18 protein-coding genes are annotated in these 22,487 nt (G+C 63.9%); 3 read left to right on the top strand and 15 right to left on the bottom strand.

The features are described 5' to 3' along the window. Positions 1–21: 21 nt before the first annotated feature. The 6 genes from dtd to KTJ77_RS11770 are packed head-to-tail and all read right to left on the bottom strand — an operon-like array spanning position 22 to position 5,458. Positions 22–456: a D-aminoacyl-tRNA deacylase gene (dtd, locus tag KTJ77_RS11795; protein WP_217338732.1), complete on the bottom strand. Its 435-nt coding sequence runs from the start codon at positions 454–456 to the stop codon at positions 22–24. A gap of 9 nt (positions 457–465) precedes the next feature. Next, a complete protein-coding gene (locus KTJ77_RS11790; RefSeq protein ID WP_217338731.1) occupies positions 466–1,509 on the bottom strand; it encodes a siderophore-interacting protein in 1,044 nt (347 codons plus the stop codon). After that, a complete protein-coding gene (locus KTJ77_RS11785; RefSeq protein WP_217338730.1) occupies positions 1,499–2,299 on the bottom strand; it encodes an ABC transporter ATP-binding protein in 801 nt (266 codons plus the stop codon). Before KTJ77_RS11785 ends, KTJ77_RS11790 begins: the two co-directional genes overlap by 11 nt. Next, a complete protein-coding gene (locus KTJ77_RS11780; RefSeq protein WP_217338729.1) occupies positions 2,296–3,369 on the bottom strand; it encodes an iron chelate uptake ABC transporter family permease subunit in 1,074 nt (357 codons plus the stop codon). Before KTJ77_RS11780 ends, KTJ77_RS11785 begins: the two co-directional genes overlap by 4 nt. After that, complete coding sequence (locus tag KTJ77_RS11775) at positions 3,366–4,388, bottom strand: iron ABC transporter permease (RefSeq protein WP_217338728.1); 1,023 nt, start codon at positions 4,386–4,388, stop codon at positions 3,366–3,368. Before KTJ77_RS11775 ends, KTJ77_RS11780 begins: the two co-directional genes overlap by 4 nt. A 20-nt stretch (positions 4,389–4,408) precedes the next feature. Further along, positions 4,409–5,458, bottom strand: coding sequence for an iron-siderophore ABC transporter substrate-binding protein (locus tag KTJ77_RS11770; RefSeq protein WP_217338727.1), 1,050 nt, complete (start codon positions 5,456–5,458; stop codon positions 4,409–4,411). Between the two features lie 344 nt (positions 5,459–5,802). Here KTJ77_RS11770 and KTJ77_RS11765 point away from each other — a divergent pair, with 344 nt between their 5' ends. Further along, entirely contained in the window at positions 5,803–7,305 is a 1,503-nt protein-coding gene (locus tag KTJ77_RS11765; RefSeq protein ID WP_217338876.1) for an SDR family oxidoreductase, read from the top strand. A 331-nt stretch (positions 7,306–7,636) separates the two neighbouring features. On the opposite strand, the gene KTJ77_RS11760 is transcribed toward KTJ77_RS11765, so the two are convergent. From KTJ77_RS11760 to KTJ77_RS11750, 3 genes are all read right to left on the bottom strand, one after another. Continuing rightward, complete coding sequence (locus tag KTJ77_RS11760; RefSeq protein WP_217338726.1) at positions 7,637–7,786, bottom strand: hypothetical protein; 150 nt, start codon at positions 7,784–7,786, stop codon at positions 7,637–7,639. 97 nt (positions 7,787–7,883) lie between these two features. Further along, the gene (locus KTJ77_RS11755; RefSeq protein ID WP_217338725.1) at positions 7,884–8,117 is read right to left on the bottom strand and encodes a hypothetical protein; all 234 of its coding nucleotides are present in this window, start codon (positions 8,115–8,117) and stop codon (positions 7,884–7,886) included. A 63-nt stretch (positions 8,118–8,180) separates the two neighbouring features. Beyond that, positions 8,181–10,685: an RNA helicase gene (locus KTJ77_RS11750; protein ID WP_217338724.1), complete on the bottom strand. Its 2,505-nt coding sequence runs from the start codon at positions 10,683–10,685 to the stop codon at positions 8,181–8,183. A 169-nt stretch (positions 10,686–10,854) separates the two neighbouring features. On the opposite strand from KTJ77_RS11750, the gene KTJ77_RS11745 reads away from it, so the two are divergent. Beyond that, positions 10,855–12,555 (top strand): hypothetical protein, encoded by a 1,701-nt coding sequence (locus KTJ77_RS11745; protein WP_217338723.1) that lies wholly within the window; start codon positions 10,855–10,857, stop codon positions 12,553–12,555. A gap of 124 nt (positions 12,556–12,679) precedes the next feature. Continuing rightward, entirely contained in the window at positions 12,680–13,726 is a 1,047-nt protein-coding gene (locus KTJ77_RS11740) for a VanZ family protein (protein ID WP_217338722.1), read from the top strand. 46 nt (positions 13,727–13,772) lie between these two features. On the opposite strand, the gene KTJ77_RS11735 is transcribed toward KTJ77_RS11740, so the two are convergent. The 6 genes from KTJ77_RS11735 to KTJ77_RS11710 form a co-directional block, all read right to left on the bottom strand. Beyond that, positions 13,773–15,854, bottom strand: coding sequence for an APC family permease (locus tag KTJ77_RS11735; RefSeq protein WP_217338721.1), 2,082 nt, complete (start codon positions 15,852–15,854; stop codon positions 13,773–13,775). A 377-nt stretch (positions 15,855–16,231) separates the two neighbouring features. After that, positions 16,232–17,446, bottom strand: a complete 1,215-nt coding sequence (locus KTJ77_RS11730; protein ID WP_217338720.1) for an amidohydrolase — start codon at positions 17,444–17,446, stop codon at positions 16,232–16,234. Between the two features lie 16 nt (positions 17,447–17,462). Beyond that, a complete protein-coding gene (locus KTJ77_RS11725; protein ID WP_217338719.1) occupies positions 17,463–18,479 on the bottom strand; it encodes a LacI family DNA-binding transcriptional regulator in 1,017 nt (338 codons plus the stop codon). 21 nt (positions 18,480–18,500) lie between these two features. Next, the gene (locus KTJ77_RS11720; protein ID WP_217338718.1) at positions 18,501–20,177 is read right to left on the bottom strand and encodes a glycoside hydrolase family 13 protein; all 1,677 of its coding nucleotides are present in this window, start codon (positions 20,175–20,177) and stop codon (positions 18,501–18,503) included. Positions 20,178–20,324: 147 nt separating this feature from the next. Continuing rightward, the gene (locus KTJ77_RS11715) at positions 20,325–21,710 is read right to left on the bottom strand and encodes an LPXTG cell wall anchor domain-containing protein (RefSeq protein WP_217338717.1); all 1,386 of its coding nucleotides are present in this window, start codon (positions 21,708–21,710) and stop codon (positions 20,325–20,327) included. Continuing rightward, positions 21,674–22,345: a collagen-binding domain-containing protein gene (locus KTJ77_RS11710; RefSeq protein WP_217338716.1), complete on the bottom strand. Its 672-nt coding sequence runs from the start codon at positions 22,343–22,345 to the stop codon at positions 21,674–21,676. Before KTJ77_RS11710 ends, KTJ77_RS11715 begins: the two co-directional genes overlap by 37 nt. Positions 22,346–22,487 lie beyond the last annotated feature (142 nt).

Here is a 22,487-nt window from a genome sequence, read left to right as displayed (position 1 = left end):
CTACCAGCGCGGCGGCCGGGGCTACAGGGTTGCGGTGTCGAGCAGCATCGTAAACGGGCCGTCATTGACCGATGACACCCGCATCATCGCGCCGAACTCACCCGTCTCAACGTGCGCGCCCGCCGCACGCAACAGCTCAACGACTCGTTCGACGAGGGGCTCGGCATGCGGTCTTCCTGACGCCGCCGTCCACGATGGGCGACGCCCGCGACGCGCATCGCCATACAGGGTGAACTGGCTCACGACGAGAATCGGAGCGCCCACATCTGACGCGCTCTTCTCGTCATCGAGAATCCTCAGGTCCCAAATCTTGCGCGCAATCTTCGCAGCCTCGGCCTCACCATCGTCATGCGTGACACCCACGAGCGCCAACAATCCGGGCTCCGACAGCTCGCCGACAATGGTTCCGTCAACCTCCACCGACGCGCTCGCTACCCGCGTGACAACTGCTCGCATTCTCCCAATCTAGCCGCGCATTGCGACGCCGCGACGCCAGTACCCCATGAACGCGACCTGTGTGCGATCGATGCCGAGATCCTTCACGAGGTGACGGCGGAGGGTCGTGACGACGCCGGATTCACCCGCGATCCAGAAGTACCGTTTTTCGGGTACGGAACCAGGGGCGGCGGCGGAACCATCGGTTGCGTGGGTGGGGTGGGTGGCGGAAGCGCCAGCGGCGAGTTGTTCGCCCAGACCCGAGTAGGCGGGGGTCTCCCACAGCAGCTCCTCTGTCTCGACATCCTGAATCTCAACCTCGGCAGATTCCGTGCCGAGGTAGTCGAGCACCGCAGGAATGAGGAGGGTGCCGTGCGCCTCGCCGTGTGCGCGAGCGAACCAGCGCACCGTGAACCCGGCGGGTGTAGCGATTGGCAATACGTCGGCGGCCGATGGAACCTCAATAAAGGCGACACCGCGCAATGCGGGGGAGTCTTCGATGATGCGCGCGATCGCCGGGGCGGCCGTTTCGTCGCCAGCGAGCACGACGCTCGGTGCAGCGGCCGGGGAAAACTCAATGCCTCCCCAATCCCGCCCGCGGCGCGGTCCGGCGATCACGAGTTCCTGACCCACCCGCGCCTGCGACGCCCACGTTGACGCGGGGCCGGTGAGGCCCGGCTGCAGGTGCAGCACAAAGTCGACATCGATCTCGGTCTCACCGTCCACAACGCGAATATCGCGGATCGAGTACGTGCGCATCGAACCCCGCTCGTGCTCTGGCAGCGCCACCCAGCCCTGGTACCAGCCGTCTGCTGCCGAGATGCGGGGAAGCACGCCACTCGCGGGCGGAAAGATCAGCTTGATCCGCAGGTCGAACACCGCGCCGGGCGTTGCGAATTCGCGGAGGTCTTCGCCGGCAAACGTGACACGCACGAAGCTCGGAGACAGGGGAATGACGGCGGCGACGGTGACCCGCGCGACGACGAACGGAGGAACGTCGATGCTTTCGTCGCGTTTTGGGTCACTGTGCTCGCTCAACGGGCGGGATTCGGTGCGGGTGGTTTCAACGGACATGATGTCTTCCCTTCGGGGTAACCATCGGCGTGCCCGAAACCGGGTCGATGGTGATGTGATTTGCAATGCCAAACACGTGCTCAACGGTCGCCGACGTCAATACGTCAGTCGAGGTTCCGTGTGCGATGATCTGCCCGTCTTTCATGGCGATCAGTACATCGGAGTAGCGCGCGGCAAGATTCAGGTCGTGCAGCACCATCACGATCGTGGTACCGCGCTCGCGGCAGAGGTCGGTGAGCAGATCAAGCACGTCAATCTGATGGGCGACGTCGAGAAACGTCGTGGGCTCATCAAGTAGCAGAATGTCAGTCTCCTGCGCGAGCGCCATCGCGATCCACACCCGCTGCCGCTGGCCGCCGGAGAGCTCATCGACCGACCGCTCGGCAAGCTCGGCAATGCCGGTCGCTTCGAGCGCATCGGCGACGACGGCGTAGTCGTGTTCGCTCCAACGGGCGAGGGCCTTTTGGTGCGGGTGACGCCCGCGGCCAACCAGATCGGCGACCACGATTCCCTCCGGAGAAACGGGACTCTGCGGCAATAGCCCCAGCACCCGCGCCACCTCCTTCGTCGGGCGAGCGTGAATGGACTGGCCATCCAGAACTACGGAACCAGCGGCCGGGGTGAGGAGGCGAGAGAGCGCCCGCAGCAGGGTCGATTTGCCGCATCCGTTGGCGCCCACGATCGACGTGATCGCGCCGGGAGTGATCGTCACGTCGAGGTCATTGACGATGGTGCGATCGCCGTAGGCGAGCGAGAGCGCCTCGGCCGAGAGCTGGTGCACGCCGGTCATAGTGATCCTCCGGATCGGTTGGTGCGAATGAGAAGCCAAATCAGATAAGGCGCGCCCACCACTCCCGTAATGACGCCGACGGGCAGGCGAGCGTCGAACGCGAACTGGCCGATCAGGTCAGCGGTGATCACGAGCAACGCCCCGACGAGGGCAGACGGAATCAAGAGCGAGCTGCCGGGGCGCACGAGTCGTGCGGCGATAGGCCCCGCCATGAATGCGACGAATGCGATCGGCCCGGTTGTGGCTGTCGCGAACGCGAGCAACACCACGGCGCCCGCGATCAGCGCGACCCGCGTGATGTTGAGGCGTACGCCGAGGCTCGCGGCCGAGTCGTCACCCAACGACAGCAACGTGAGACCGCGGGCGGTGAAGACGAGCGGAATGATCACGAGCGCCCATGCGAGCGCGAGTGGCCACACGCGCTCCCACGATGCTCCGTTGAGGGAGCCGGTGAGCCACCGCATGGCCTCTTGAATGTCACGCTCGCCCGCCCGGGATAGGAGATAGGAGACCACACTGTTGAGCATCGCCGCCAGACCGATACCCATCAGAATGAGGCGGGCCCCAGCGAACCCGCCCTTGTTAGACAGCAGGTAGAGCGCGCCCGCCGTGAGGACCGCACCGCCCAGGGCGAGAAGAGAGACGGCGGAGTCGCTCCATCTGAGAGCCACGATCCCGATCACAGCCGTCGCCGAGGCGCCCGGTGCGATGCCGATGATCTCGGGAGAGGCGAGCGGGTTACGCAGCAGCGTCTGAAATGTGACGCCCGCGACGCCAAACGCGGCACCCGCCAAGATCGCGGTCACCGATCGAGGCAAACGTAGTTCGCCGACCGTGAACGAGGCACCCGGAACCTGCTCGCCGAGAAGCACACGCATCACCTCGGCCGGGGAGTAGAACTGCTTGCCAATCATGAGGCTCACCACAAACACGGCGACCACGAGTGCGGCCAACACCAGGCTTACGACAAGTCGTTGGCGCTCGCGGGAGCGGCGGCTCGCGCGCACCTGGGCGGCCAGAGCTGTGCGTCCGGCGGTAGTCGTGGTTCCGAAACCAGAAATCACAGTCATGACAGCTCCCGCACGCGCTGGCGACGAACAATCCAGATAAAGAACGGGGCGCCGAACACGGCGGCGACAATGCCCACCTCGATTTCGCCAGGTCGTGCGATGACGCGGCCGAGCACGTCGGCGCCGACGAGGAGGGCGGCCCCGGTGACGGCGGCGAACGGAACCAGCCAGCGGTGATCGGTGCCGACGAGCAGGCGGCAGAAGTGGGGAATGACGAGTCCGACGAAGCCGATGGGGCCGGCGATGGCGGTTGCGGCACCCGCGAGAATAACCGCGCCGAGCGCCGAGATGAGGCGGGTGCGGGCGACGTTTTCGCCGAGCCCGGCGGCGAGGTCATCGCCGAGTGCGAGCGAGTTCATGCCGCGGGCGCTGAGCAGGCAGATCGCGGCGCCGACGGCGAGCACGGGGGTGAGGAGGGCGATCTTTTCCCAGCTGGCGCCACCCACCCCGCCGATCTGCCACGACTGGTAATTCTGCAGCAGGTCAACGCGCGGCAACATGATGGCGCCGATGAGACTACCGAATGCCGCCGTCGTGGCGGCGCCAGCCAACGCGAGCTTGAGGGGAGTCGCGCCGCCACGGCCGAGAGATCCGATGGCGTACACCAAGATGGCGGCGCCGGTCGCTCCCACGATCGCGAAACCGATGTACGCGATCGGGTGGGTGATACCGACGAACGCGATACCGATCACGACCGCGAGCGAAGCGCCATGGGTGACGCCGAGAATGCCCGGGTCAGCGATCGGGTTGCGAGTGACCGCCTGCATGGCGGTGCCGGAGACGGCGAGTGCGGCACCGACGAGGATGGCCAGAACGGTGCGCGGGATGCGCTGCTGCACCGCAGCCTCGGCAACGCCGTCACCGGTTCCGCTCAGCGCACGCAGCACCTCATCAACCGTCACCACCCGCACGCCGAATGCCACGGACAGGCCAGCGAGCACGGCGAGGGCGCCGACGCTGGCGAGCAACCAGAGGGTGCGCACCGATGTCGAGCGCCGCATAGTGGCGGTGCTCGACATCGGTGCGACGAGGGTGTTGGTCACTTCGCGGCGGCGTCCGCGAGGATGGCGAAGTAGTCGGTGATACCCCACCCGATCGACAGCGGCGACGGGTTGGCCGAAGCCGCGAGCGGCGTCGCATTCGGCAGCACGGCCACGCGGCCGGCGGCGATTGCGGGAATCTTCGACAGCAGCGGGTCAGCCTGCAGCGTCGCGACGGTGGTCTCATCGCCGTACGTCACGAAAACGTCGACGTCGTTGAACAGCTCGGCCTCTTCTGCGCTCACCTCGACGAAGAAGTCCGTGGTGTTCTTCGACTTCTCCTCGATGATGGCGGGCTGCGCCACCCCGAGGTCAGCGAGGAAGCTCGGGCGCGTGTCGTGGGTGGTGTAGAAGCTGATCTTGCTGAGATCGGTGAGGTCGAGGTACGAGAACATCACGGATGCCTCGGCGAGCGCAGGCTCGGCAGTGAGGGCGTCGGCCGTGGTCTTCTCGAGGTCGGCGATGAGCTTCTCGCCCTCGTCGGCCAGGCCGATGGCGGTCGCGTTCATTTCGATCATCTGTTGGTAGGTCGTGCCCCACGCGACGTCGGGATACGCCACCACCGGGGCGATCTTCGAGAGCGTCTTGTAGTCATCTTCGCTGAGGCCCGAGTACGACGCCAGAATCACGTCGGGCTCGGTGGCGGCGATCTCGTCGAACGGAATGCCATCGGTTTCGTCAAACAGCACTGGTGTCTCGGCGCCGAGCTCTTCGAGCTTGTCTTCTACCCACGGCAGCACACCGTCGCCGTCGTCATCGCCCCATGTCGCCTTGCTCATGCCGACGGGCACAACGTCGAGCGCGAGCGGAACCTCGTGGTTCGCCCACGCGACCGTCGCGATGCGCTCGGGCTTTTCGGTGATCGTCGTGGTGCCGTACACGTGCTCGATCGTCACCGGGAAGGCATCGGCTGATGCGGGATTGGCGCCGATCGCGGCGGAACCATCGGGTGCGTTTTGAGTGTTGGGCGCGGCAGAAGTGGCGCAAGCGGTGAGGGTGAGTGCCAGGACGGCGACCAGGCTCAGGGGAGCGAGGCGTGAAGTGCGCATGAGCGGTCCTTCGGATAGCGGAAGAGGAATCCTCGCCAAAGAATCTTGATCAGATGTTGGTAAGGCTTGCCTAAGCTAGCATAAGATTGTGCACAGAAAAACTGCCCAGATGCATGAATCACCGGGGCTATTTGTGGCGCGCTCCTCTCGCACAAATGGCGCGTGGCGAGCGTCGCAACGCGCGCCGATATGCACCAGGAGTGACTCTCAGCGAAGAGACCTAAGATCGATAAGTGACCTCGCACGATGACTCCCCAATCGACCCCGCTGATTCCGCACCTGTGCAGACCCCCGCGGGTGATGGTTCCGTCGCCGATTCTCCTGAGGACTCCAAGCAGGCCGCTATCGCCGCTGTGTTGGATGGCACGTTTGCCGGAATCGACCCGGCCGAGCTTCAGATCGCGCTGAAGGTGCTGAACCAGGTGCAGTTTCTCGAGGCTGACCACCCCGACCACATCACGGTGCGCCGGGCGACGAGCGACATGGTCAAAGACATTCGCGAGACTCGCCGCAATATCCGTAAGTTTGCGGCGCGCGCGGCCGATGCCGCCGTTATTGCGAACACGGCGACGGGTGCGCCCGACCGCATCGACGATGAGACCCGCGGTATTACGCTGACCACGTCGATCGAAGCGCCGATCGCGGGCGAGTTGCTGAAGCCGCAGAACTGCTACATCTGCAAGCAGCCGTTTACGCGCGTTGATGCGTTTTATCACCAGTTGTGCCCCGACTGCGCGGCCTCCAGCCACCGCAAGCGTGACGCCCGCACTGACCTCACAGGCAAGCGTGCGCTGCTCACCGGTGGTCGCGCGAAGATCGGCATGCACATTGCGCTTCGCCTGCTGCGCGACGGCGCGCACTTGACGATTACGACGCGCTTCCCGCGCGACGCCGTGCGACGCTTCCAAGCGTTGGAAGACTCGGCCGATTGGCTGCACCGTCTGCGCATCGTTGGTATCGACCTGCGTGACCCCGCCCAGGTGATTTCGCTCGCCGACTCGGTCGCAGCTCAGGGCCCGCTCGACATTCTGATCAACAACGCGGCGCAAACTGTGCGCCGCTCACCCGGTTCGTACTCGCTGCTCGTTGACGCCGAGTTGCAGCCGCTGCCCGACGGCCCGCTGCCCGAAATGGAAACGTTCGGCCACACCGCCGACCCGCACCCGCACGCACTCGAGGCTTCGGTTGCCGAGAACCCGCTGTTGTCGGTGGCTGCGCTGGGCGGAACCGTTGCTGTTGGTGCGCCGGCGATCACGGCGGAAGAGTTGACACGGTTGTCGATGGCGGCTGGTGCCGCGTCCATCGAGAAGCACCGCGATGGCACTGCGATCGATGCCGGTGGCCTCGTGCCCGACAAGGAACACTCCAACTCGTGGGTGCAGAACGTCGGCAATATCGACCCGCTCGAGATGCTCGAAGTGCAACTGTGCAACACCACGGCACCGTTCATCCTGATCAACCGCTTGCGCCCGTCGATGGCGTCGGTCGAGGCCGGTCGCGCGTACATCGTGAACGTGTCGGCCATGGAGGGGCAGTTCGCCCGCCGCTACAAGGGCCCTGGTCACCCGCACACCAATATGGCCAAGGCCGCGCTCAACATGCTCACCCGCACCAGCGCAGGTGAAATGTTCGAGGCCGACAACATCTTGATGACGGCTGTTGACACCGGCTGGATCACCGACGAGCGCCCGCACTACACGAAGCTGCGCCTCGCAGAAGAGGGCTTTCACGCACCCCTCGACCTGGTCGATGGCGCCGCCCGCGTTTACGACCCGATCGTGCGCGGCGAGGCAGGCGAAGACCTCTACGGCGTCTTCCTCAAAGACTACAAACCCCACCCCTGGTAAGCGCGGGGGAACGGCAAAACGCCAGCACCGTGGGGTGCTGGCGTTTTCCTTAGAGCTGGGGTGACTTAGAAGTCTGCGCCCTCAGCCTGGGAAGGGTGACGGTCGTACCATGCGGGGATTTCCGCGAAGTCCAGAGCGTCAGCGTCAAAGGTTTCGGTGCTAACCATCATGATGTTTCCTCGAATTCTCATCGTCATCGATGTGACGTGACCGGCGTGGTCACGGGCCGGGAAATCTGCTCCTGGCCGGTTATGTATATCCAGCATGCGCGAAGGATGAGAAGCGCAACCCCAAAATTCGAGTTAAGAGTGGCTCGTTTTTGCGGCCAACGTTAAGAATCGATGTTCTTGTCGAACAGTCTGCTGATCCCGCGTCCGATATTTGCAATCTCGTCGTCAACATGCGCTGGTACCGGGCCGCATGCCGACAGGGTGATTCCGATGATGAGCGCCGTCACAATGACGAAAGCGTGTCGTTTCATACGACCACTCTTGTGAAGCGCGGTTGGTCGCAGCGGACGCACTCATGTTTTGGGGATGGCGCAGCGAAAAGCCGATCTGGGGAGGAACTCCGAGACGCTACTCTCCGTCGCCCGCAGGCGCACTTGGTTCCGCCGGTTCCACTGGTTCAGCCGGCTCCACAGCGAACGCAATGGTGACCGTTCCGGTTGTGCCGAGGAGGCCGCTCACGGGCATGGATGAAATGTCGGGGGCATCATCGAGTCGGGCGGTGTCGAACTGCGGGTCGTAGGGCTCAGCGGGCAGGCCGCCCCAGTCTTGCGGTTGCTCCGGACGTGATTGAAAAAGTCCCATGCGTCCATTGTGCGCGCTCGCATGTGCGTTGTCTGCGTGCCGGTGATGAACGCGCGGCGAAGCCTAGAGCTGACCGACTGACACCACATCGATCACCGCAATACCCGCCTCGTCCGACGCGTCGAGGTCGACGGTCGCGGTAAACCCCCAGTCATGATCGCCGGCCGGGTCATGAAAGATCTGACGCACGGACCACACGCGGGTGTCGGTATTGCTCAACACCAGCATCGACGCGGAACGCGCATCGGCGTCGGTGAGAATCTCATCGTGTTCGGCGAAGTATCCGTCGAGCATGTCGTCCCAGCCATCCGCCCCGATTTTCGGGTCAAGCTCGGCGAGCGCATCCACGTCTTCGCGAGCCGCCAACTGCACGCGGCGGAACAATTCGTTGCGTACCAGCACACGGAACGCCCGAGTGTTTGTCGTGAGGCGGCGCGGTGCGGGCGGAATCACGACGTCGTCTGCCGTGTTCTCCACGCCAGAGACGAGCTCTTCCCACTCGTCGAGCAGAGACGAGTCGACCTGGCGCACGAGCTCCCCGAGCCATTCGATGAGGTCGTGTAACTCGTCAGTCTTGAGCTCGTCGGGAATGGTTTGGCGGGCGGCCCGATACGCGTCAGAAAGGTAGCGCAGCACAACGCCCTCGGAGCGAGCGATCTTGTAGAAAGCGACGTACTCGCCGAAGCTCATCGCCCGCTCGTACATGTCACGCACGACCGATTTGGGGCGAACCTCGAAATCACGAATCCACGGCTGTGCGGCGGCGAACGTCTCGAACGTGGCGGCCAGAATCTCTTCGAGCGGCTTGGGATACGTCACCTGCTCGACAAGCTCCATGCGCTCGTCATATTCGATACCTTCGGCCTTCATCGCCCCGATCGCCTCGCCGCGAGCCAAGAACTCCTGCTGGCTCAGCACTGCGCGCGGGTCATCGAGCGTCGCCTCCATGACCGAAATCATGTCGAGCGCGTAGCCAGGGTCGTCGGGGCTCATCACCGAGAACATCGCAAGGGCGTACGGCGAGAGCGGCTGGTTGAGCGCAAAGTTTGCCTGCACATCAACGCGCAACCGCACGTGCCCGTCGACAACTTCGACGACACCCGCATCACGCAGCGTGCGGTAAATGCCGAGCGCACGACGGGCCAGCTCAAACTGGCGCTTGCGGGACTCGTGGTTGTTGAATACGAGGTCGCGCACGGTGTCAAGCGCTCCATCGCCGCGCGCCAAGATGTTCAGCAGCATGCCCGCCGTCATCTGCATATGCGAGGTCAATGGTTCCGGCTCGCTCGCAATCAGCTTCTGGAACGACGGGTCGCCCCACGAAACAAAGCCCGCAGGGGCCTTTTTACGCACAATCTTTTTTTGCTTCTTCGGATCGTCGCCAGCCTTCTTCAGCATCGCCGCGTTTTCGGTCTCATGCTCCGGGGCCTGAGCCACGACGGTGCCTGCTGTGTCATAGCCTGCACGGCCTGCGCGCCCCGCGATCTGATGAAACTCGCGGGCGTTCAGTTGACGCATGCGGGTGCCGTCAAACTTTGTGAGTGCGGTGAGCAGTACCGTGCGAATCGGCACGTTGATGCCGACGCCGAGGGTGTCGGTTCCGCAAATCACGCGGAGCAATCCGCGCTGCGCGAGCTGCTCAACAAGGCGCCGATACTTGGGCAGCATGCCGGCATGGTGCACGCCGATGCCGAGCCGAAGCAGGCGACCGAGGGTCTTGCCGAAGGCTGTGGTGAAACGGAACCCTCCGATGAGGGCCGCAATTTCGTCGCGTTGCTCGCGGGTCGCGATTTTCGCCGACGAGAGTGCCTGGGCTCGTTCCATCGCGGCAGCCTGCGCGAAGTGCACGACGTAGACCGGTGCCTGGTTGGTCTGGAGAAGATCTTCAATCGTCTCGTGGATCGGCGTCGTCTCATAGAAGTAGTGCAACGGAACGGGGCGCTCGACACCCGTGACCTCTGCCGTCTCTCGTCCCGTGCGTTTGGTGAGGTCGGCGGCAAGTTCGGTGACGTCACCGAGGGTCGCCGAGAGCAACAAGAACTGTGCCTGGGGGAGAGTGAGTAGCGGAACCTGCCACGCCCACCCGCGGTCAGGGTCGCCGTAGAAGTGGAACTCGTCCATCACGACCTGACTCACCGGGGCGTCTTCGCCACCGCGCAGCGCAATATTCGCGAGGATTTCGGCCGTACAGCAGATGATCGGGGCATCCCCGTTGACCGAAGCGTCGCCGGTCACCATGCCGACGTTCTCGGCACCAAAAATATCGACGAGTGCGAAAAACTTCTCGCTCACCAGAGCCTTGATCGGTGCCGTGTAGAACGTGCGCTGACCGCGAGCCAGCGCGGTGAAGTGCGCGGCAATCGCGACAAGTGACTTACCGGTACCGGTTGGCGTCGACAGAATCACGTTGTTGCCGCTCATCAGCTCGATGGCGGCTTCATCCTGTGCCGGGTAAAGCGAGATGCCGGTCTGTTCGACCCACGTGACGAACGCCTCATAGATGGCGTCGTCCGATACCTCGCCGCCGGTTCGAAGGGCGGACGGGTCAAGGATCGGAGCTACAGACATGATCTATTGATCCTCCCACGCCCGCCCCGCACAATTGTTGTAGAGATGTGCGCCCGCCCGCATGCGGGCTCGCTCAGCAATCTGTCATGCTCTTGTGAGGCACCTCACGGCGAAGCGAACGCACCTTCCCATAGAGTCAGCACTGATACACCACACAGAGGGGGACACTGTGAACGATCCACGCATTCTTTTGAATGACCCGAACACGACTGCCGCACAACTTGCCGAGATCGCGGGTTCGCACCCGGAGTTCGCTGCGCAAATTGCCCAGCACCCGAACTGCTATCCGGCCCTGCGCGATTGGGCAGGCCAGCAGGTGGCGCGCATGCAGGCGGCTGCTCCGCAGCAGCCAGCCGCTCCGCAGCAGCCAGCCGCACCCGCCCAGCCGCAGCAGCCCGTGGTTCCGGGGCAGACGGCGCAGCCCGCATACCCGCAGCAACAACTGGCCGCGCCCGCGCAGCCGCAGTACCCGGGTCAGCCGCAGCAGCCAGGGTACGGACAGCCGCCGACTCAGCCGCAGTTTGGTGCGCAGCCGACTCAGCCTGGGTACGGCCAGCAGCCGACTCAGCCTCAGTTTGGCATGCAGCCGAGTGCGCCCGCTGGATACGGCCAGCAGCCCGGCTATACCCAGGGCTATGGTTCCGCACCCGCGGCACCGAAAAAGAAGACCGGCCTCATCGTGGGCATCGCGGCTGGTGCCGTACTGGTTATTGGCGGCGGAACCATCGGTGCTGTCGCGCTGAGCGGTGGCTTTGGCGGTTCTGGTGGCGCTGGTTCGCCGCAGGCAGCCGTCACGGGTCTGTTTGACTCGGCCAAGTCGGCCGACGTTATGGGGTCGTTGGGTGCCATCGCGCCGAGCGAGGCCAAGCTGTTCGCTGACACGTTTGCTGAGCTCTCCAAGATTAAGGGTGAGGGTGACGCTCGCTCCTACGACGAGATCATGAAGGATCTGCAGAACGCGATGCAGATCGAGATCACCGACGTCGAGATGACCGAGGAGCCCATCGCCGACGAGATCGTGCGTGTCGCGCTCACCGAGTGGACGATCACGATCGACGGAGACGAAGAAAAGGTCGCTGATCTCATGATGGAACTCACCGAGTCGTCCACGCGCGGTCAGTACGAAAGCCTCGGTTACACCGAGTCTGAGATCGACGAGATGGTCGAGGCCCAGCGCGCCGAGGCCATCGAAGAGATGGACTTCCCGCAGACCTTCACGGCCGCTGACTTCCGTGAGGAATCGGGCTCCGACCTGTCCGTGGTTTCGGTGAAGGAAGACGGTCAGTGGTACGTGAGTGCACTGATGACGTTTGCTGACGCGGCGTACCAGGCCTCGGCGCAGTGGGATGACTCGCTGCCGAGCCTCGGCGACAAGGTGCTCGAGCCCACCAAGTACACGTCGCCTGAAGACGCGGCAGTCGGCCTGACCGACGCGATCGCCTCGGGCGACCTCACCGAGATCACGAAGTCGTTGTCGCTGCCGGAGCGCCGCGTCCTGTCGATCTACGGTCCGATGCTCGACGGTGACCTTTCCGGTGGTCCGCAGTTTAACCCGACCGACTTCTCATCTGAGGTCGTCGACGGCAAGGGTCGCATCACGATCGACGAGCTCGGCATCAGTGAATTCGGCACGATCGAGGGTCTCTGCTTCACGCCTGAGGGCGGCTACGGCGAGACGATGTGCCTCGACGACATTCCGGTGCTGTCCAAGCTCGGTATCGCCGATGTCGATCTGATCGCCGTTGAAGAGAACGGCGGCTGGTTGGTTGCACCGCTCGGAACCCTCGGTGACGCCACATCGATCATCGCCAAGAACTTCGTTGAGTACTACAACGACGGTCGTATGGATGAGCTGACCGAAGGCTTCTAATAGCCATATTCCGCTCAGAGCGGTCGGGCCCGTGACCTTATGGTTGCGGGCCCGACCTCCCTTATTCACCCGGGCCTCGGCCTGAATCCCGAAAGTTACTAATTCGAATGACTCGGCCCGTCCAATGACGACCCAGATCTACAACGCCCTTCTCGCGGTCGCACTGGGCGCGGTCGTCTGCGTGGCGCTGTTCGTGCCGTTTGTCGCGATGAGCTATCGCCGCCGTGGCAGGCTGACCTGGGGTCGGGCACTCCTGTGGATTGCCGCTGCCGTCTACGGCTGGGCAATCTGGACTTACACGCTCATCCCGCTACCGCAGAGCGACGATTTTGCCTGTGTCGGGGTGAACCTCAATCCGCTTGCCTTTATCGACGACATCAACGCGGCCCTCGCCACTGGCAGCCCGCTGACCAGCATGTTCTTGCTGCAACTTGTCTTCAATATCGCGCTGTTTGTTCCGCTCGGCTTCTTCCTTCGGGTGCTCGGTGGGCGCGGAATCCTGGTCGCGGGTCTCGCCGGCCTTGGCATCTCCCTGCTGATTGAACTCACCCAGGTGACCGGCGTATGGGGGCTCTATCACTGCGCCTATCGCGTATTCGACGTGGTTGATCTGATGTCGAACACCCTCGGTGCGCTTGTCGGTTCGGTTGTCGCGCTCATGGTTCCGGTGCGGATTCGTACCGGTGCCGCCAGCACGCCAGCTGATGCGCCGCGCCCCGTTACGCGCGGCCGTCGCCTGCTCGCCATGCTGTGTGATGCCGCCGGATTCTGGATGGTTTCGGTGAGCGTGACGGTGGGCGTCGCACTCGTGTACTCGGCACTCGCTGGTGTCACCACGGTGGGCGAGTGGCCAGCGGCGGTCGGAACCATCACCGCCGTTGTGATCTGGAGCGCGGTAACGCTCGCCACAGGACAATCGGTCGGTGATTTCGCTGTGATGCTGCGGTACGTCGACGCCCGTGTACCGCTCGTGTTCGCTCGCGTGCTCCGTCTTGCCGGTGGCGTCGTCGGATGGATCGCTGTGGACTACGTGCCGCTCATCGGCGGTCAACTGCAGACCGCGTTCGGCCTCGCCGCCGTTGTGCTGATCTTCCTGGCCCCCGATTCTCGCGGTCTTCCGGGGCTCATTTCGACGCAACGCCTGACAGACGCACGAAGCCGTCGCGACTAGTTTCTGGTTCCGGAACCTGCGGTTTCGTGGTTCCGGAACCTGCGGTTCAGTGGGTGGCTGTGCCGTCGCCGTAGTCGCGGCGGATGCTGGCCGGTGCGCGTGGTGCCGGCGCCCGACCGGCGGGGGTAGGCATGCCCGCGCGGTCTTGGCCTGGCACGGCGCGGGAGCGGCGTCCATAGACGAGGTCGGAGGAGTCCAAGAGCCACGGCACGATCGTGATGGTCACGCCGTGCACGAGCATGAGCTGGCCAGCGACGCGGCGCGCGCGGCGGTTGTGCAGGAACGACTCCCACCAGTGACCGACGATGTATTGCGGCAGATAAACGGTCACGACGCTCGACCCAAACTTCTGCCGATATTCGTGAATGAACCGCGCGATGGGTGCTGCGTACTCGCGGTAAGGCGACTGAATGATGACGAGCTTGAGCGGAACCTTGCGCCGCTGCCATTCGGCTTCGAGCGCCTCAGCCGCTTCGGCGTCGGCGGCGACGTGCAGTGCGAACGTCGTCCGATGGTGTGCGGCGACGGCGTAGTCAACCGCCTTCATGACGGGCTTTTGCAGGCGGTTGACGAGCACGATCGCGACGTCACCTGAGGCGCCGAAGTGTGACGTGTCATCGAGGGTGATTTCTGCTTCAACGTCGCGGTAGTAGCGGTTCACACCCACCATGAGCGCGGTGAGCACCGGGATCGCGAGAAACACCATCCACGCCCCGTGCGTGAACTTTGTGATCGTTACGATGACGAGCACCGTCGAGGTCATGATGGCGCCCACCAGGTTGATGCTCATGCTGCGCACGGTGGCCGCGCGCTCGCGAGCAGACAGCGGCCCGCGCAGTACGTGCGTCCAGTGCCGCACCATGCCAATCTGACCCATCGTGAACGACACGAAAACGCCGATGATGTACAGCTGAATCAGCGCCGTCAGGCTGGCGTTGAAGACGATAAGGATCGCGCACGCTGCCACACCGAGGGCGAGCATTCCGTTGGAGAACACAAGCCGGTCGCCGCGGGTGTTGAGAGCTTTCGGGGCGTAGCCATCGCGCGCGAGCACAGCCCCGAGTAGCGGGAATCCGTTGAAGGCCGTGTTGGCGGCCAACAACAGTACGCACGCGGTCACCGCCTGAATGATGAAGAACGGGACCGAACCCATGCCAAACGTCGCCGCCGCCAGCTGCGCCATCAGGCTGGGCTGGGGTTGCGTGCAGTCAAAGCCTTCCAGGTGGCACGCGTTTTCCGCGTAGTGCACGTGCGTAATGAGGGCGAGCGCGACGAGCCCGGCAAACAGCGTCGCGGCGGTGGCTCCCATGATCGCGAGGGTCGTCTTCGCATTGCGCACTTTCGGAACGCGGAAAGCCGGAACCCCGTTAGCCACCGCTTCGACACCCGTGAGAGCGGAACAACCACTTGAGAAAGCGCGCAGGATCAGCAGAATGATGGCGGCTTGTGAGAGCTGTTCGGCCTGCACGGTGAACTCCGCGCTCGACGCCACCGGAGCGTCACCAAGCACGGTGCGGCCCAGCCCCACGACCAGCATGATCGCGACCGACACTATGAATGCGTACGTGGGGATGGCGAAGACGAGAGACGCTTCGCGAACACCACGCAGGTTCACGACCACGATCAGAATGACGAAGGCGACGGCGAGTTCGACGCGAACCGGGTTGAGCTCAGGAACCGCCGAAATGATGTTATCCACGCCAGAGGCGACCGACACGGCGACCGTCAACACATAGTCGACAAGCAAGGCGCTCGCGACGATGACGCCGGGAAGTTCGCCGAGATTCTTGCGTGCAACCTCGTAGTCGCCGCCACCCGAGGGATACGCCTTGATGAGCTGTCGGTAACTCAACACCACAACGAGCAGCAGCATGACAACGCCGGCCGCGAGCCACGGACCAAACGTGAGAAAGCTCAACCCGCCAAGCAGCAGAATCATGAGGAGTTCTTGCGGTGCGTACGCCACGCTGGAGAGCGCATCCGAGGCGAAGATGGGCAACGCCCGTCGCTTCGGTAGCAGCTGTTCGTCGGCGGTTTCGCTGGTCAGCGGGTCGCCAAGCAGGAGGCGTTTCACACCGCCGTGATGATGCGCAGTATCGCGCTTTTCGGTTACCACGGCGGGCGACATTACGCCTGTCCTTTTAGCTCCGCAAGCCCCTTCTTCCGCAGGTTTCCTGGCAATTCTGCATCGAGGTTCCGGAACCAGCAGCCGCGAGTCCGCACCTTCACGGCGCAGGGGGCCGCATGGGGCGGTTTATCTCGCTGTGTGAGAAGACGTCGGACGCTTTGGGACGGCACGCCGGTGGACGTGCTGTTGGTGGGGTGTGTGAGGGATTCTGTCCGACGGTTGCACACATCGAGCGGAACCGCGCTGCGTCCAAGGGCGCCAAGGGCGCCACGGACGCCGAGGGTGCCACGGCCGCATAACCAGGGTCGTCGAACCACGGGCCGTGGGGCCGGAGCCTGCGCGGCGCCCGAAGTGACGGCCCGCGTGAATCGCGCTCGCTAGTTCAGGAACTCACGGGCGGCGATGACGAGGGCGTCAACACCGCGTTCGATCGTGGGGTGCAAGATCGGAGCAAAGTAGGGGGAGTGGTTGCTCGGAATGTCGGCTTCGGCAGTACCCGCCGCAGTGGCCGCCGCGAATGTCTCCGGCTCAACGCCGCCCCAGAACCAATAGACCAGGGGAACACCGGCCTCGGTCGCGAACCAAGAGACGTCTTCTGACCCGGTGAACATGCCAGGGTCAACCACAGCATCCTCACCGAAAGCGGTCTCCCACGCGAAGATGAGCCGGTCGGTGGCGTCCACATCGTTGATCGTCGGCGGCAGCGTGTGCAGGATCTCGATTGTCGGCTCTTCGGTAGCACCGGAGGCGAGAGCCTCGGCCTTGATGATGCGCTCAACCTTGGACATAACGCCAACGCGGGCTTTTTCGTCTGGATAGCGCAGGCTGATGTCGATTGTCGCGGTGGCCGGAATGATGTTGTTCTTCAAACCCGCGTGCATCGAGCCGACCGTGACGACGGCCATCTCGCGGGGGTCAGTTTCACGGGAAACAATCGTCTGCAATCGCATCACGGTCGCCGCCGCCATCACGACCGGGTCGATCGTCGTGTCGGGGCGGGAGCCGTGGCCACCACGGCCGTGCAGCACAACGTGCAACCCATCGGATGCCGCCATTTGTGCTCCGGAACGCACGCCAATGGTTCCGGCAGGCAATGGTGCCAGGTGCTGGCCGAGAACGATTGTTGGCTTCGGGAAGCGGTTCAGCACATCGTCGGCAATCATTGCTTGCGCGCCGGAACCATATTCTTCCGCCGGTTGGAAGACGGCCACAATGGTTCCGCTCCACTCGTCGGTCGTTGCCTTCAGCCGTTCCAATGTGCCGAGGAGAGCTGTGACGTGCATGTCGTGGCCGCACGCGTGCATGACCGGAACATCGGTGCCTTCGGGGTCAACGCCACGGGCGGTCGACGCATAGTCGAGGCCGGTCTGCTCGAGCACCGGGAGCGCGTCCATGTCAGCGCGCAGCCACACGACCGGGCCATCTCCGTTGCGAATGACCGCGGCAATTCCGGTCTGGCCAATGCCCGTTTCGTGCTCGATGCCGAGGGCGGTCAGGTGCTCGGCGATGACACTCGCCGTGCGAGTCTCCTGAAACGACAACTCGGGGTTGCGGTGCAGGTCGATGTAGATGGCTTCAAGGTCGAGGGTCATGACCGAAGCCTAGCGACTACCGTGGCGCGCGGGCAGTCGTCTCGCGCACGACCAGCTCGAACGGCAAGGCGTTGAGCTGGTGCTTGACCGGCTGGGCCGTCTCTTCCAGCTCGCGGAACACCGCCTCGGCCGCGCGGGCACCCTGCTTGAGCGGAAACTGGTCAACCGTGGTGAGGCGGAAGAATTCGCCGAGGTCGTGACCGTCAATTCCGATGATTGACAGGTCATCTGGCACCCGGAAACCGAGGTCGCGGGCGGCGAGTATTGCACCAATTGCCATCTCGTCGGAGCCCGCGAAGATTGCGGTGGGACGGTCATGCGGGCGGCCGAGGAGCTGTTTAGCCGCACGGTAGCCACCCTCGATTGTGAAGTCAGCGGGTTCGTACAGTGAGGGGTTTGGCTCGATATCAGCGTCGCGAAGTGCCTGCTCGAAACCCAGACGGCGCGTGGTCGGCACGTGAAAGTCAATGTCGAACTCGGGGTTTGCGCCAATGTGCGCGATTGTGCGGTGCCCGAGGGTAATGAGGTGGTTGGTTGCCATGCGTGCGACGGCATAGTCATCGACCGTCAGGGTCGACAGCTGCGGGTTTGGCCCGCCGATAGCAATCACCGGAATGCCGAGGGCAAGCAGAGCCTGCGTCTCCGAATCATCGAGCTGAATCGACACCGCGATGACGGCGTCAACGCGCCCACGACGCAAGAACGTGCGAAAAATCTCGCCGCGAGCCTTCTCATCTGCGGTGATGTTGTACAACGTGATGTCGTAGCCTGCGCGGGTCACGGCGGCTGCCAACCCGCTCAGGACAGCGGAGAAGAACCAGCGATCGAGATACGGAACAATCACGCCAATATTGCGCGTGCGTCCCGATGCGAGAGAGGAGGCGCTCGATGACACCACATAACCCAGGGCATGCGCGGCCTTCAGCACGCGCTCCTTGGTGTGAGCTGACACATGACCGCGTCCGCTCAGCGCGCGCGATACCGTCGCCGTTGAGACGCCCGCAGAGCGCGCGACCTCATCGATGCTCACCATTGAGCGTCCTCCAATCGGGTTTTAGACGTCGCGAACCCACACCGTGACATCGGTCGGCACGGAGCCGCTGATGCCAGGTTCGCTCGAGACGAGCACCGTCTTGTCGCCGAGATCCACGGGGGCGGCGCCGAAGTTGGTGATGACTTCAATGTCGCCATTACGGAAGGCGACCACGTCACTACCGTACTGGTCGATCCACTCGAGAGTGCCGGTTCCGAGTCCGAAGTCCGAGCGCAGCGTCAGCGCGTTTGTGTACAGCGACAGCGTTGATTCCTTCACGCCGCGCTGCACGTCGCGTGCGAACGCCGCGAAACCGACCGGCTGCGGAAGCCACGCCTCGCCGGTCTCGTTGAAGCCGAAGGCGGGGGCTGCGCCTGTCCAGGGCAGCGGCACGCGGCAACCGTCGCGGCCGTAACGCTCACGGTTGGTGCGGAACCACGTGGGGTCTTGACGGGCATCGTCTGGCAGGTCGATGACCTCGGGAAGACCGAGCTCTTCGCCCTGGTACATGTAGGCAGAGCCGGGCAACGCCAGCATCATGGTCGATGCCGCGCGTGCACGGCGCAGACCGAGTGCGGGGTCGGGGCGCGGGCCGGGGGTCTTCGGGCCGATGCCCTCACCCTGCGGGTTGTCGATCGTCAGGGCGAGACGCGTTGCGTGACGCACGACGTCGTGGTTGGAGAGCACCCAGGTGGAGGGAGCGCCCACACCGCCGTAGCTTGCGAGCGACTTCGTGATGACGGCACGCTGTGCGTCAGCCGCCCACGGCGTCTCAAGGTAGGCGAAGTTGAAGGTCTGGTGCATTTCGCCCGGACGCACCCACTTCGTGGTCTGCTCGATCGTCGGCAGCCAGGCTTCACCACACAGCGCGCGGTCGCCGTCGTATTCGGCGAGGAGCTGATGCCAGTCGCGGTAGATGTCGTGCACCCCGTCCTGACCCCAGTACGGAACGTCGGTGGCGTCGCCGCCCATCGAGCCGCCGTCGGGGTTGGGTGTGTAGTCGGGCAGGCCATCGGCCTTGATCATGCCGTGCGCGACGTCAACGCGGAAGCCATCGACGCCACGGTCGAGCCAGAAACGCAGGATGCGGCGGAACTCTTCGCGCACCTCGTCGTTGCTCCAGTTGAAGTCGGGCTGGCTCGAGTCGAAGATGTGCAGGTACCACTGACCGGGCGTGCCGTCGGCGTTGGTGGTGCGGGTCCATGCGGGGCCGCCGAAGACCGACTCCCAGTTGTTCGGCGCGATTTCGCCGTTCTCACCCTTGCCATCGCGGAACATGTAGCGCTCACGCTCAGCACTGCCGGGGGCAGCGGCAAGCGCCTGCTGGAACCATACGTGCTGGTCAGAGGAGTGGTTCGGAACCAGGTCGACGATCACGCGGATGTTCCGCTCGTGCGCTGCCGCGAGCATCGCATCGAAGTCGGCGAGCGTACCGAAGAGCGGGTCAACATCGCAATAGTCGGCGACGTCGTAGCCAGCGTCTTTTTGCGGGCTCGTCATAAACGGGCTCAGCCAAATGGCGTCAATGCCAAGGTCGCGAAGGTCGTCGAGCTTGCTCGTGATACCCGGCAGATCGCCGATGCCGTCACCAGACTGATCTGCGAAAGAGCGCGGGTAGATCTGGTAGATGACGGCCGAGCGCCACCACTCTGATCCGGTGGTCGCGTCATTGCGGGGGGAAGTCTCCGACATGCTCATATCGCCACCCTACTGTAAGCGCTTACATTTCGGCAGGGGGTGGGCGAGATTGCTCGGAATATTGCGGGCGAGAGCGGTTAGTGCAACCGCGTGAAAGCAGAGTGGGGATGACGCATTTTGCGCCATCCCCACCGTTGTCATCCCGCTTTATGCGTGCCGGCGGCGTACCGTGAACACGCCGCCCAGAAGCAGCAACGTGCCCAGCGCGAGCACCGGCCAGCTCACCGAGGCTCCGGTGTGCGCCAGGGGCGCGGAACCGGAATTTTCGCTCCCGGCGGCGGTGTCGGCTGCGTTCGCGGTTGCGGTGCTACCGGTTGCATTTGCCGTTGCGGTGCTGCCGGTTGCGCTGCCTTCGGCTCCTGCTCCGGCCCCCGCGGCGGCGTCTGCACCTTCAGCTCCGGCGTCTGCTGCGGCTCCTGCGTCGGTATCGGTTGCTGCGTCGGTATCGGCGTCGGCTTCGTTTCCTGCGTCAGTTGTGCCGTCGGCTTCGTTTCCTGCGTCAGCTGTGCCGTCGGCGTCTACATTTGCGTCTGCATCAGCCGCAGTAGCAGCGTCTGCCGCGGTGCCCGCGTTGGTGTCAACGTTTGCGTCGGCATCGTTACCTGCGTCGGCGTTGGCGTCTGCCTCGGCGTCGGCTTCGACGTTTGCGTCGGCTTCGTTTCCTGCGTCAGCTGTGCCGTCGGCGTCTACATTTGTGTCTGCGTCTGCTACGGTTCCGGCGTCTGCTGCGGTTGCTGCGTCGGCTGTGCCGTCGGCGTCTACATTTGCGTCTGCATCAGCCGCAGTAGCAGCGTCTGCCGCGCTGCCCGCGTTGGTGTCAACGTTTGCGTCGGCATCGTTACCTGCGTCGGCGTTGGCGTCTGCCTCGGCGTCGGCTTCGACGTTTGCGTCGGCGTCGGCGTCTGCCTCGACCTCCGCGTCGGCTGCGGCTCCTGCGTCTGCGTCCACGTTTGTGTCGGCGTCTGCCTCGACCTCCGCGTCGGCTGCGGCCCCTGCGTCTGCGTCAGCGTCAGCACCTGCTTCGGCGCCGGGGTTGGTGCTGTCGTCATCGCAGATCAACTGGCCCAAGAAGGCATGGTGGTGGATTTCGCCGCCGCCGTTCGTTGTGACGTCGTCGGCAAACCACTGGCCGTTCGTGGTGGTTCCGGAGTTGAACGCCAGCGATGCATTCGGCGCCCAAATTGCCCCGAGCTCGAAGCCGTCAATGGTGACTTCTCCGGTGACCTCAGACATATCGAGCATGATGTAGCGGGCGTACGTCTGCTGAGCCGAGGCACTGGCCGACCATCCCTCGAACGTGATCTTGCTGATCGTGGTCGTACCAGCCGGAACCCGCACAATAAGTGGTGCGGCCGCGGTCGGCTCGTAACCGCCAGCGTTGTCCATCTTGATGGTTTTGTTCACCAGATCTGCGTAGTTGATCACGTTGGGCTGATCGGTCACGAAGCCTTCAGGGAGCGCCATGCCGCCGTTATCGACCACGGTCACGGGGTTGCTCAGCGAAGCTCGGGCGAGTACATCGAAGCGAGGCACGCGTTGGTTGCCGTGATATGTGCGACGGGGTCGGCAAAGTACGCCGCAACCGACGATTCTGTCGTCTTGAGATCGCTGACCGATGCGCCCGCAAACGGCACCGCCTTCAGGTCGAGGTTGCCGCCTTCTGCGTTAGTGACACGGAGGAAGTCGCCGCCCGCGTTGCCGCCGCCGCGATTGCTGCCGGTGAGGCCATCAATCGAGACGAACTTCGCGGTCGCGAGAGCTTCGGGCGAATCTGAGGCGATGGAGTGTGAGTCGTCACGGTTGCTGAGATCGAACGAGCCAGCTGCAACGAATTCTGTGGCCAATAGGTGAACCGGCACGCCATCGATGGTCGGAACCGTGTAGTCAGCGAGGCCGGCGGCCTTGTGAATCACGGGGTAACCGTTCTGGTTTCCCGACTGCAACGTGCCGAATGCGGCCACGGAGCCTTCGACCTCGCCATTGTTGAGTGTCGCATCTCCCTGCGCCACCACCGTGAAACCGTTGTTAATTGAGAACGGGTTGAATGCCGTCGGTGCCGCCACGGCAGCCGGGGATCCGGCGACGGCGAGCGAACCAATGAACAGCGTTGCGACGCCAGCACCTATTAGGGTGCGGCCGCGCGCTTGAGTTGAGCGCGTGCGCCTCATGAGACTCCCGAAGTTTCGGGTCCGAGGCGCGGCGGGAGTCTCGTTGGGCAATGCGCACCTGAAGTCATCGCGACGGTGCCCGGCAAGAGGCAACAGAGATGCGCACACCACACGTATGACGTGGATATCTTACCGTGAGAGC

The sequence above is a fragment of the Microbacterium sp. NC79 genome, assembly GCF_019061125.1.
Taxonomy (GTDB): Bacteria; Actinomycetota; Actinomycetes; order Actinomycetales; family Microbacteriaceae; genus Microbacterium.
This window is presented reverse-complemented; position numbering and strand designations above follow the sequence as displayed.

What these genes read in the sequence shown, in the direction of transcription:
- dtd (WP_217338732.1), bottom strand. Translation starts at nt 456, where the DNA reads ATGCGAGCAGTTGTCACGCGGGTAGCGAGCGCGTCGGTGGAGGTTGAC.
- KTJ77_RS11790 (WP_217338731.1), bottom strand. Translation starts at nt 1,509, where the DNA reads ATGTCCGTTGAAACCACCCGCACCGAATCCCGCCCGTTGAGCGAGCAC.
- KTJ77_RS11785 (WP_217338730.1), bottom strand. Translation starts at nt 2,299, where the DNA reads ATGACCGGCGTGCACCAGCTCTCGGCCGAGGCGCTCTCGCTCGCCTAC.
- KTJ77_RS11780 (WP_217338729.1), bottom strand. Translation starts at nt 3,369, where the DNA reads ATGACTGTGATTTCTGGTTTCGGAACCACGACTACCGCCGGACGCACA.
- KTJ77_RS11775 (WP_217338728.1), bottom strand. Translation starts at nt 4,388, where the DNA reads ATGTCGAGCACCGCCACTATGCGGCGCTCGACATCGGTGCGCACCCTC.
- KTJ77_RS11770 (WP_217338727.1), bottom strand. Translation starts at nt 5,458, where the DNA reads ATGCGCACTTCACGCCTCGCTCCCCTGAGCCTGGTCGCCGTCCTGGCA.
- KTJ77_RS11760 (WP_217338726.1), bottom strand. Translation starts at nt 7,786, where the DNA reads ATGAAACGACACGCTTTCGTCATTGTGACGGCGCTCATCATCGGAATC.
- KTJ77_RS11755 (WP_217338725.1), bottom strand. Translation starts at nt 8,117, where the DNA reads ATGGGACTTTTTCAATCACGTCCGGAGCAACCGCAAGACTGGGGCGGC.
- KTJ77_RS11750 (WP_217338724.1), bottom strand. Translation starts at nt 10,685, where the DNA reads ATGTCTGTAGCTCCGATCCTTGACCCGTCCGCCCTTCGAACCGGCGGC.
- KTJ77_RS11740 (WP_217338722.1), top strand. Translation starts at nt 12,680, where the DNA reads ATGACGACCCAGATCTACAACGCCCTTCTCGCGGTCGCACTGGGCGCG.
- KTJ77_RS11735 (WP_217338721.1), bottom strand. Translation starts at nt 15,854, where the DNA reads ATGTCGCCCGCCGTGGTAACCGAAAAGCGCGATACTGCGCATCATCAC.
- KTJ77_RS11730 (WP_217338720.1), bottom strand. Translation starts at nt 17,446, where the DNA reads ATGACCCTCGACCTTGAAGCCATCTACATCGACCTGCACCGCAACCCC.
- KTJ77_RS11725 (WP_217338719.1), bottom strand. Translation starts at nt 18,479, where the DNA reads ATGGTGAGCATCGATGAGGTCGCGCGCTCTGCGGGCGTCTCAACGGCG.
- KTJ77_RS11720 (WP_217338718.1), bottom strand. Translation starts at nt 20,177, where the DNA reads ATGAGCATGTCGGAGACTTCCCCCCGCAATGACGCGACCACCGGATCA.
- KTJ77_RS11710 (WP_217338716.1), bottom strand. Translation starts at nt 22,345, where the DNA reads ATGAGGCGCACGCGCTCAACTCAAGCGCGCGGCCGCACCCTAATAGGT.